The 11,390-nt window shown below is 71.4% G+C and carries 5 protein-coding genes; 4 read left to right on the forward strand and 1 reads right to left on the reverse strand.

Annotation, left to right across the window (positions count from 1 at the left end; translation table 11 throughout):
- The 4 genes from GT354_RS49435 to GT354_RS49450 form a co-directional block, all read left to right on the forward strand.
- A partial coding sequence (locus GT354_RS49435) for a phosphopantetheine-binding protein (protein ID WP_161364746.1) occupies positions 1 to 280 on the forward strand: 280 nt, incomplete at its 5' end.
- Positions 277 to 3,645, forward strand: coding sequence for a non-ribosomal peptide synthetase (locus GT354_RS49440; protein WP_161364748.1), 3,369 nt, complete (start codon positions 277 to 279; stop codon positions 3,643 to 3,645). The genes GT354_RS49435 and GT354_RS49440, both read left to right, overlap by 4 nt.
- Positions 3,642 to 9,266, forward strand: a complete 5,625-nt coding sequence (locus GT354_RS49445; protein ID WP_161364750.1) for a non-ribosomal peptide synthetase/MFS transporter — start codon at positions 3,642 to 3,644, stop codon at positions 9,264 to 9,266. Before GT354_RS49440 ends, GT354_RS49445 begins: the two co-directional genes overlap by 4 nt.
- On the forward strand, positions 9,263 to 9,472 hold the full coding sequence (locus tag GT354_RS49450) for an MbtH family protein (RefSeq protein WP_161364752.1): 210 nt from the start codon (positions 9,263 to 9,265) through the stop codon (positions 9,470 to 9,472). Before GT354_RS49445 ends, GT354_RS49450 begins: the two co-directional genes overlap by 4 nt.
- Before the next feature lie 57 nt (positions 9,473 to 9,529).
- Here GT354_RS49450 and gndA read toward each other — a convergent pair whose 3' ends face one another.
- A complete protein-coding gene (gndA, locus tag GT354_RS49455; protein ID WP_161364754.1) occupies positions 9,530 to 10,966 on the reverse strand; it encodes an NADP-dependent phosphogluconate dehydrogenase in 1,437 nt (478 codons plus the stop codon).
- Positions 10,967 to 11,390 lie beyond the last annotated feature (424 nt).

Consider the following 11,390-nt stretch of genomic DNA (forward strand, 5'->3'; position numbering starts at 1 on the left):
CGCCGCCGCGGACACCGCGACCGCCCAGGAGCCGCCCGCCTACGTCGGCCCGGCCGCCGAGGTCGCCGCCATCTGGCGCGAAGTCCTCGGGCTGGACGACATCAAGCCCGACGAGGACCTGTTCGACCTGGGCGGCCATTCGCTCACGGTCACCCGGATCGGTGCCCGGATCCGCAAGCGGTTGGGCGTCGACGTGCCGTTGCACGTCTTCTTCGACACCCCGACCATCACCGGGATCAGCGCCGCGGTCATCACGATGCAGAACGAACGGAGGCCATGAACATCCCGTCGCCACACTCCGAAACGATCGCCCAGCCCACCCGGGCCACGCGATCCGCCGACCGGGACCTGCCCCTGTCGGCCGGCCAGGAACGCCTGTGGCTCGTGGACCGGATCAAATCCGGCGACGCCGCCTTCAACCTGTTCCAGGTCCACCGCCTACGCGGCCCCCTCGATCCCGACGCCCTGGCCCGAGCCCTCGGTGCGATCGTCGACCGACACGAGAGTCTGCGCGCCACGTTCCCCGAAAACGACGGCGTGCCCACTCAGGTCATCGGCGCCACCGGTGGTTTCACCCTGGAGCGCCTGTCTCTCGACGGCTCCCCGGACGAACGCGAGCGGCGCGCCCACGCCCTCGTCGCCGCCCGCACCAACCAACCCTTCGACCTGGCCCAGGGCCCGCTGCTGCGGGCAAGCCTGATCCGCTTGGCCGACGACGACCACGTGCTGGCGCTCGTGCTGCACCACATCGTCGCGGACGGCTGGTCGATGGGCGTCCTGTGCACCGAACTCGCCGCGCTCTACGGCTCGTTCATCGACAACGCGTCGTCGGCTCCACTGCCGCCCCTGCCGGCAGTGTACGGCGACTACATCCACCGACGGCGAGCCCTCGCCGAGGCTCCCGAGTTTCGCGACCACCTGGACTACTGGACGGCACGGCTCGCCGGCGCGCCCACGCTGGACCTGCCCGTCGACCGGCCCGGGACCGCCGAGACAGCCGCCTCCGGCGGCACCGTCACCCACCGCCTGCCGGCCGCGCTGCGTACCGGTGTCGAACGGCTGGCCCGTCGCGAACGCGTCACCCTGTACATGACGTTGCTCGCCGCCTATCAGACCCTGCTCACGCGCTATTGCGGCCAGGACGACGTGTGTGTCGGCTCGCCGTTGGCCGGCCGTGACGAGGAGGAGTACGAACCTCTCATCGGTTATTTCGTCAACACGCTGGTGCTGCGCGGCAGCACGGTGGGCGATCCCTCGTTTCGTTCGTTCCTGCACCGGACGCGGGACGCCGCACTGGCCGCCTACGCGCACCAGGACGTGCCGTTCGAGCAGTTGCTGAGCACGATCGACGTCGACCGCGAATCCGGGGTCCCGCCGGTGTTCCAAACGATGCTGATCTTGCGTCCGCCTGCCGGCGAGGGCTTGACGCTGCGCGGACTGACCGCCGAGGTGTTCGAATCCGGTTACCGGCACGCCAAGTTCGATCTCACCCTGGAGGTGTGGCCCGAAGGCGACACGCTCGTCACCGAATTCGTCTACGACACCGATCGGTTCGCGCCCGCGAGCGTGGAACGGATCGCGCGCTGCTTCGAGACGCTCCTCGACGGCGCGGTGACCGACCCCGATACGACCCTGTCGCGGCTTCCCCTGCTGCCCGCGGCCGAACGCGCGAGCACGCTCGGCGACCTGGACGGCACGTCGATCGGTGGCACGTCGATCGACGACGCCTGTCCCGCGAGCGAACCCGACGACGTACTCACCGCGTTCGCGGCCCAGGTCGCGCGCACCCCGCACGCCGACGCGATCGACGCGACCGAAGGGCGGCTGAGCTACGCCGAACTCGACGCCCGCAGCAACCGGCTGGCGCGACTTCTGCGCCGGACCGGAGTGGGCCCGGAGTCGATCGTGGCGGTCTGCGCGGAGCGCTCGACCGAGACGGTCGTGGCGTTGTTCGCCGTCCTCAAGGCAGGCGGCGCCTACCTGCCCGTCGACCCGGCGCACCCGTCCGCCCGGATCACCGACATGCTGCGCGACAGCGGCGCCGCTCTGGTGCTGTGCCGCACCGACCACGCCGACCGCTTCGCCGAAGCGGCGGTGCCGGTGCGTCTCCTCGACGGCGAACACCCCGACGAGGACTTCGAGTCCGCGTCCGTGTTGCCCGCGATCGCCCGACCGGATCATCTCGCGTACGTGATCTACACGTCCGGGTCCACGGGGCGTCCCAAGGGAACCCTGATCACTCGGGGCGCACTGGCCGGCCGCGTGCGGTGGATGCGGGAGCGCTACCGCATCGACGGCTCGGACCGGGTCCTCCAGTTCGCGTCGTTCGGCTTCGACACCCACGTCGAGGAGACGTATCCCTGCCTGCTGTCCGGCGGTTGCCTGGTTCTGGCCCCGGCCGACGGGCTGCTGCCCGAGCTCTTCGCGACCGACCGGGGCCGCTCGCTGACCGTGCTCGACCTGCCCACGCCCTACTGGCACGAACTGGTCGCGCAGACGCCCGGACTCGCCTGGCCGCCCGGGCTGCGCCTCGTCGTCCTGGGCGCCGACCAGGCCGACGCCGGCGCCGTGCGCCATTGGCGGGACGCCTTCGGCGGGGACGTGGAACTGCTCAACACCTACGGTCCCACCGAGGCGACGGTGATCGCCACGGCCGCGCTCCTGGCCGGGGGCACGGACGACGGGCCGAACCCGCACGCGCCGAACCCGAACCCACCCGACGCGAACACACCGAACCCCTACACCTCCCGCCCCCCGATCGGCCGCGCCCTGACCGGCACCCGGGTGCACGTCCTGGATCGGCACCTGGAACCCGTACCGCCGGGTGTGGTCGGTGAGTTGTACATCGGCGGCGACGGCCTCGCTCGGGGCTACCTGGCCCGCCCGGGGCTCACCGCCGACCGCTTCGTACCCGATCCGCACGGACCGCCCGGCGGCCGCCTCTACCGCACCGGCGACCGGGCCCGGCAACGGCCCGACGGGCAACTCGAATTCCTCGGCCGTACCGATCACCAGGTCAAGATCCGCGGCTACCGGGTCGAACTCGGCGAGATCGAGGCCGCGCTCCTGGCCCATCCGGACGTCGTCGGGGCGGTGGTCGTCGCCCGCGAGGAGCACGAGGACCGTCGGCTCGTGGCCTACCTCGTCCCCCGTGACGCGGCCTCGCCGCCCACCGCGGACCGATTGCGGCGCGTGCTCGCGCGCACCCTGCCCGCCTACCTGTTGCCCGCCGCCTACGTCCCGCTGGACCGCCTGCCGCTCACCGTCAACGGCAAAGTCGACCGGGCGGCCCTGCCTGCTCCCGACCAACCGGTCGAGTCCGATCGGGTCTATCTGGCGCCGCGCACCGAGGCCGAGGAACTCGTCGCCCGGATCTACTCCGACGTGCTCGGCCGGGACGGGGTGGGCGCGTTCGACGACTTCTTCGCGCTGGGTGGGCACTCGCTGCTCGCGACCCGGGTCGCGGCCCGTCTCGGCGTGGCGATCGATCTCACCGTGCCGATCCGGACCCTGTTCGCCGAACCCACGGTGGCCGGCCTGGCCGCCGCGATCGAGGACCTGTTGATCGGCGAACTGGACGCACTCACCGACGAGGAAGCCGAACGGCTGATCGCGGACCACGTCGAGGCTGGAGATCCGCGATGACGCTCACCCCCGAGCTTCCCCCGAAACCCCGGGAACTGTCGGCGGCCAAGCGGGCCTTGCTGCAACAGCGGCTCCGCCAATCCGCCGTGGACGCACCGGCCTCGATCCCCCGGTTGGCTCCCGGGGCCGAGGTGCCGCTGTCCGCCGCCCAGTTGCCGCTGTGGTTCATGGAGAACCTGACCCCCGGCACCGCCGCCTACACCGTCCCGGCGTCGCTGCGCTTGCGCGGCGCCCTCGACGAGGAGGCCTTGGAGCGAGCCCTGAACGCGCTCCTGGCCCGACACGACAGCCTGCGCACGACGTTCACCACGAGCGACGACGGCCGGCCCGTCGCGACCGTGAACCCGCACCGACCGATCACCATGCGGCGGCTCGACGTGGAGCCGCCCGATGCGGAGCGGCCCGACGGGCAGCCGCTCGAAACGAACCCGACCACCGACCCGAAGGAGCGCGAGCACCGCGCCGCCGTGCTGGTCGGCGAGGAGTCCGCCCGCCCGTTCGACCTCTCGGTCGCACCGCTGGTCCGGGCGCTCCTCATCCGCCTCGACGACGAAGACCACGTGCTGACCGTCGTACTGCACCACCTGGTCGGCGACGGCTGGTCGGTACACCTGCTGGCCAACGAAGTGATGGCCGACTACGACGCGTTCGCGACCGGCGCGCCCTCGTCCGTGCCGGCGCCGGCGGTCCGGTACGGCGACTACGCGGCCTGGCAGCAGGACCGCCTGGCCGGTCCGGAGGGCGAACGCGCCGCCGCCTACTGGCGGAAGCGGCTCGACGGGCTCGGCACGCTCGCGCTGCCCACCGATCGTCCCCGGCCCGATCGCCAGACCTTCGACGGCGCCGGGCACACCTTCGACCTCGATCCGGTGTTGTCCGCCGCGGTGGTCGACCTGGGCCGCGCGTACGGCGCGACGCCGTACATGAGCATGCTCGCCGCGTGGCAGGCCGTGTTGTCGCGACACAGCGGGTCGCTGGACTTCGCGGTCGGCTCGCCGATCGCTGGGCGGCCGCATCCCGATCTGGAGTCGCTGATCGGGATGTTCGTCAACATGCTGGCCATGCGGGCGCCGCTGGAGGGCGATCCGACCTTCGCCGACCTGTTGGTTCGGGTCCGCGAGCACGCCTTGGACGCCTACGCCCACCAGGACCTGCCGTTCGACCGGGTCGTCCGCGGCCTCAACCTGCCCCGGGACACCAGCCGGACCCCGGTGTTCCAGGCAACCCTGGCGCTGCAGAACTACGGACGGGCCGAACGCGGCTTCACCGGGCTGACCCACGAGTGGTTCAGCGGCCAGGCCCGGGCCTCGCGCTTCGACCTGAGTCTGTTCGTGTTCGAGAGCACGGGTGGCATGCACTGCCTGCTCACCTACAACACCGACCTGTTCGACGCGGCAACTGTCGCCGGGTTGGCGGGCCGACTGGAGTCGCTGCTGCGCTGCGCGGTGGCCGATCCGCTGACCCCCCTGTCCCGGTTGGAGTTGCTCACCCCGCAGGAACGCGAGCACGTCGTCGTCGGGTGCAACGACACCGACGCCCCGCTCCCCGAGTTCACCACCCTGGCCGAGTTGGTGGAGGCGCAGGTCGGCCGCGACCCGCTCGCCGCCGCGGTGACCTACGCCGGTCGATCGCTGAGCTACGGCGAACTCGACGCGCGCGCCAACCGCCTCGCGCATCACCTGCGCGAGCGGGGCGTCGGACCGGAGGTGCGGGTCGCGCTGTGCCTGGAGCAGTCGCTGGACCTCGCGGTGGCCGTGGTCGCGGTGCTCAAGGCCGGTGGCGCGTATCTGCCGCTGGATCCCGAACAACCGCTGGAGCGGCTGGCGTTCATGCTCGCCGACTCCGACGTGCGGGTGCTGCTGACCGAGACCGGGTTGCGCGAGCGCACGGCGGGCTATTCGGGCACGGTGGTGCTGATCGACGCGGACCGGGCGGCGATCGAGGCCGCGTCGGCGGAGCGACCGCCGGCCGAGGCCGCCGCGCGCAACCTGGCCTACGTGATCTACACCTCCGGATCGACCGGGCGGCCCAAGGGCGTAGCGGTGCAGCACCGCGAGGCGTTGGCCTATCTCGGCGGTGTGCGTGAGCGCTTCGAGGTGGTCCCGAAGGCGACCTACGGGCTGGCCCAGTCCTTGTCGTTCGACTTCGGCATCACCGCGTTCTACCTCGCGCTGCTGACCGGCGGCGAACTGCACCTGTTCCCGAAGCGGTTGTCCGGCGAGGAGTTCGCCGACTACCTGGCCGCCCACCCGATCGACTACCTGAAGATGACGCCCACGCACCTGGCCGGGTTGTGCGCCGAGGTGGGCGCCGCAAGGCTGTTGCCGCGCCGGTTGCTGATCCTGGGCGGTGAGGGCTCGTCGTGGGAGTGGGCGCGTGACCTGGCCCGGCTCGGCACGTGTGGGGTGGTCAACCACTACGGGCCGACCGAGACCACGGTGGGGGTCACGACCTACCGGGTCGACGCGGACGTGGAGCCCACGTCGTCGGTGACGCCGATCGGGCGGCCGCTGCCCAACGCTCGCGTGTACCTGCTGGACGCCCGGTTGGAGCCGGTGCCGGTGGGGGTCACCGGTGAGCTCTTCATCGGCGGCGAGCGGCTCGCCCGCGGCTATCTGGGCCGTCCGGGGTTGACCGCCGACCGGTTCGTCCCGGATCCGTTCGGGCCGCCGGGCGCCCGGCTCTACCGCACGGGCGACCTGGGTCGCCGGGGCGCGGACGGCGAGGTGCACTTCCTGGGCCGCAGCGACCAGCAGGTGAAGATCCGCGGCTACCGGGTCGAGCCGGGTGAGATCGAGGCCGCCCTCCTACGGCACGACGCAGTGGCGCAGGCGGTGGTCGACGCGCGCGGTCCGCTCGGCGAACAGCGGCTCGTGGCCTACCTGGTGGAGGAACCGTCGTCGGTCCGCCCGTCGACGGCCGAATTGCGGCGCGAACTGTCGGTCGGGTTGCCCGAGTACATGGTGCCGTCCCGGTTCGTGTGGTTGGACCGGTTGCCGCGCAAGGCGCACGGCAAGGTCGACCGGGCGCTGCTGCCGGAGCCCGAAGCCGAGGCTCCGCTGGACCCGGCGGGCCTGGTCGCGCCGGTGGGCGCGGTCGAAGAGGCACTTGCGGCGGTCTGGACCGGTGTCCTGGGCCTGGCCGTGGTCGGCGTCACCGACGACTTCTTCGAACTCGGCGGCCACTCGCTGCTCGCGATGCAGGTCGCCGCCAAGCTGCGCCGCGCGCTGCCGGACAGCCGTCGGGTGAGTCTGCTCGACCTGTTCAAGTACCGCACGATCCGCGAACTCGCCGAGCTGATCGAGCGACCGGAGGGCGCGGAGGACCCGCGCGGGTTGCTGCACGAACTGACCCGGCCGGTGCCGGCCGATCGGCGCGTGCTGTCGATGGTGTGTGTGCCCTACGGCGGCGGCAGCGCGGTGGTGTATCAACCGCTCGCGGACGCGCTGCCGGCCGGCCACTCGCTGTTCTCGGTGGCCATCCCCGGTCACGACGTGTCCACGCCCGAGGCCGCGCGGCCGATCGAGGACGTCGCGCGGGAGTGCGCCGAGGAGATCCTCGCGAAGGTCGAGGGCCCGCTCGTGCTGTACGGGCACTGCGGCGTCGGCAGCGCGCTGACGGTACAGATCGCCCACCTGCTCGAAGCGGCGGGGCGGCCGTTGGACGCCGTCTATCTGGGCGGGATCTTCCCGTTCGCGCGGCCCGAGGGCGGGATGCTCGGCGCGTTCGCGCGGTTCACCGGCTTGGAGCGGTTGACGAGCGACCGGGTTCACCTGAATATGCTCACCGCGATGGGCGCCGACCTCGGGGATCTGGACGAGGAGCAGGTGCGGTTCATCATCCGCAGCATGCGCAAGGACGCGCTGACCGCGGAGGAGTACTTCACCCGGCTGATGGCGGACCGGATCGAGCGGTTGCGCGCGCCGGTGATCTCGGTGGTCGGCGAGCGCGATCCGAGCACCGAGTTCTACCAGGAGCGCTATCGCGAGTGGGGCTTCACCACCGACACCACGGCGCTCGTGGTGATCGACGAGGCGGGGCACTACTTCCTGCGCTATCGGGCCGACGAACTCGCCGAGATCGTCACCGCCACGCACGCGGGCATGGCCTCGGGCCACATCGAACCGCTGACTCGGACCGCGCGCGGGATCGACGCCGGGTGGTGGCTGCACGGCGTGTCCGACGGCACCGACGAGTCCGAGGCGGCAACGACCGGCGCGGACAAGGCGATCCAGCCCAGCATGGGCCGGTTCCTGGCCGTGGCGCTCGGCCAACTCGCGTCCATCACCGGGTCGGCGCTGACCGAGTTCGCGATCCCGATCTGGATCTACCTCAAAACCGATTCGCTGACGCAGTTCGCGTTGTTCTCGGTGCTGGCGCTGGTCCCGGGGATCGTGGTCGCGCCGCTGGCCGGCGCGGTGGTGGACCGCTACAGCCGCCGCGCGGTGATGCTGACGGCCGACTGCGCGGCGGGCGCGGTGCAGGTGACGATGGCGCTGCTGTTGTGGGGCGGCAATCTCGGAGTGGGCGCGATCTACGGCCTGTTGGTGGTGCTGTCGCTCACCGCCACCTTCCAACGCCTGGCGTACAACTCGGCGGTCCCGCAACTGGTCCCCAAGCGCTATCTGGGGCACGCCAACGGCATCATGCAAATGAGCACGGGCGTGGCCCAGTTGGTCGTGCCGTTGATCGCGGTCGGGCTGTTGTCGACGATCGGCCTGGGCGGAATCCTGGCGATCGACATCTCCACGTTCGTGATCGCGGTCGTGGTGATGGTGTTCGTCAGGTTCCCCGACACGATGGCGCACACCAGGCGCGAGTCGATGGTCACCGAGATCGCCAACGGGGTCCGCTACTCGATGGGGCACGCCGGATTCCGCACGATGCTGCTGTACTTCGCGGTGCTCAACATCTTCCTGGCGCCGATGCTGGTGCTGGTCACGCCGCTCGTGCTGTCGTTCGGTTCGGTCTCCACGGCGGGGGCCGTGGGCATGGCCGGTGGCGCGGGCGCGTTGCTGGGCGGGCTGGCGATGGGCGTGTGGGGCGGGCCTCGGCATCGGCGGATGCACGGCCTGCTCGTGGCCACCGCGGTGATCGCGGTGTTCGCGTTCGTGATCGGCCTGCGGCCGTCGCCGATCTCGGTGGGGATCGGGGTCTTCGGGGTGTTCTTCGGCCTGTCGCTGCTCAACGGCATCTACGCGACGATCATCCAGGTGAAGGTGCCGCAGCGCTTCCACGGCCGGGTGATCGCGCTCAACACCATGGTCGCGTGGTCGACGCTGCCGCTGGGCTTCGGCGTGATCGCGCCGCTCGCCGTCCACCTGCTCGGCCCGCTCCTGGACGACGACGGCCCGTTGGCGTCCACCGTCGGACGGGTGATCGGGGTGGGCGAGGGGCGCGGCACCGGCCTGCTGTACCTGCTGTTCGCGTCCGGCTTGTTCCTGTTCGCCCTGGCCTCGTCCCGGCATCGGGTGATCGCGCGCTTCGACGACGAGGTCGCGGACGCGCTGCCGGACGACGTGATCGGCATCGAGGAGCGCCGAAAGCGCGTCGCCGGCCCGGCCTCCCCGCCCGCACCCACGCCCACGCCCGACCCCGAACGAAAGCTGGAGACGGTATGACCACTTCCGCGGAAACCGACGAGCAGACCTACCAGGTCGTGGCCAACGACGAGGATCAGTATTCGGTGTGGCCCGCCGACACCGATCCCCCGGCGGGTTGGCATCCGCAGGGCTTCACCGGTACCCGGGCGGCATGCCTGGCGCACATCGACGAGGTGTGGACCGACATGCGTCCGCGCACGCTGCGGATCGCCGCGCAGTCCTGATCCGCCGCGGTGGTGGGCCGGGGAGTTCGGCCCACCACCGCGAGGGCGGGCGTCGGTTCAGACCGTCTGTTCGGTGCGGTCACCGCCCCACAGGGTGTGGAAGGAGCCGTCGCGGTCCACCCGCCGGTAGGTGTGCGCGCCGAAGAAGTCGCGCTGCGCCTGGATCAGCGCGGCCGGCAGCCGGGGCGAGCGCAGTGTGTCGTAGTAGGCCAGGGCGGCGGCGAATCCAGGGGTGGGGATGCCGAGTTCGGCCGCGGTGGAGACCACGCGGCGCCACGAGCTCTGCGCGCCGTCGAGCGCGTCGTGGAAGTACTCGGCGGTGAGCAGCGACACGGGGGCGCGGCCGGGCCCGTACGCCTCGCGGATACGGTCGAGGAAGCGGGCCCGGATGATGCAGCCGCCGCGCCAGATCTCGGCGACCTTGCCGGGGTCGATCGACCAGTCGTAGGTGTCGCTGCCGGCTTGGATCTGGTGGATTCCCTGCGCGTACGCCACGATCTTGGAGGCGTACAGGGCTTGTTCCACGTCGTCGGCGAAGCGGTCGGCCGCCGCGCTGTCGAGCCAGGTCTCCTTCGGGCCGGGCAACCCCTGTGCCGCGTCGCGCAGTTCGGCGTGGCCGGAGACCGAGCGGGCGAAGACCGCCTCGGCGATGCCGCTCACCGGCACTCCGAGGTCGAGGGCGGTCTGTACCGTCCAGCGACCGGTGCCCTTCTGCTCGGCCTGGTCCAGGACGACGTCGACGAACGGTTTGCCGGTCGCGGCGTCGACGTGCTTGAGGACGTCGGCGGTGATCTCGATCAGGTACGAGTCCAGGCGGCCCTCGTTCCAGGTGCGGAAGATGTCGGCGATCTGCGCGGGCTGCTTGCCGAGCCCGCGGGTGAGCAGGTCGTACGCCTCCGCGATGAGTTGCATGTCGGCGTACTCGATGCCGTTGTGCACCATTTTCACGAAGTGTCCGGCGCCGTCGGGTCCGATGTGCGCGCAACACGGCGCGCCGTCGACCTTTGCCGAGATGTCCTCGAACAGCGGTCCGAGTGCCGCGTAGGACTCCACCGAACCACCGGGCATGATGCTCGGGCCGTTCAGTGCGCCCTCCTCGCCGCCGGAGATGCCGGCGCCGACGAAGTGCAGCCCGCGCTCGCGCAGCGCGGCCTCGCGGCGCCGGGTGTCCTCGAAGTGCGCGTTGCCGCCGTCGACGATCATGTCGCCGGGTTCGAGGAGTTCCGCGAACTCGTCGATGACGGCGTCGGTGGGCGCGCCGGCCTTGACCATGATCACCAGTCGTCGAGGCCGCTCCAGGAGCGCCACGAAGTCGGCGGCGCTGTCGGCCGGCAGGAACGTGCCTTCGTGCCCGAACTCCTCGACGAGGGCCCGGGTCCGGGCGGTCGTGCGGTTGTGCAGAGCCACCGTATGACCGTGTCGCGCGAAGTTGCGGGCCAGGTTGCGGCCCATCACCGCCAGTCCGGTCACGCCGATGTGCGCTTGTTCCGCCATGGTCGTCTTCTCCTGCCGGGTGGTGGAGGTCGATACGGCCGTGTCGACCCGATGCCTGGGTGGCGTCGCCGCCGGGAACCATGACGAGCCACGTACCCGAACGACAATGTCTCCAACACGCGGTCGAAGCTCCGTATGCCTGCCGACCTGCCTGTCTGCCGACCGGCTCGCCGGTCCGCCCGTCGCCTGGCGAGCTAGGCGTATGGCGACCTGCCCGGCGGCCGACCCGGCCGTATGGCGGCGTGCGCGCATGGCGCCCTGACCGCCTGCCGACCTACCCGTATGGCGGCCTACCCGCCTGCCGACCTACCCGTATGGCGCCTGCCGGCGCCGATCGGCGCGCGGGCCGACCCGGCGTCGGTGGCCCGCGGCGGGGTCAGCAGACCTCGCGTACCACCGTGGCGGCCAGGGCCCGCAGGCGGTC

This window comes from Streptomyces sp. SID3343, from assembly GCF_009865215.1.
Taxonomy (GTDB): domain Bacteria; phylum Actinomycetota; class Actinomycetes; order Streptomycetales; family Streptomycetaceae; genus Embleya.

Coding starts and splice junctions, on each gene's coding strand:
- GT354_RS49440 (WP_161364748.1), top strand. CDS start 277: ATGAACATCCCGTCGCCACACTCCGAAACGATCGCCCAGCCCACCCGG.
- GT354_RS49445 (WP_161364750.1), top strand. CDS start 3,642: ATGACGCTCACCCCCGAGCTTCCCCCGAAACCCCGGGAACTGTCGGCG.
- GT354_RS49450 (WP_161364752.1), top strand. CDS start 9,263: ATGACCACTTCCGCGGAAACCGACGAGCAGACCTACCAGGTCGTGGCC.
- gndA (WP_161364754.1), bottom strand. CDS start 10,966: ATGGCGGAACAAGCGCACATCGGCGTGACCGGACTGGCGGTGATGGGC.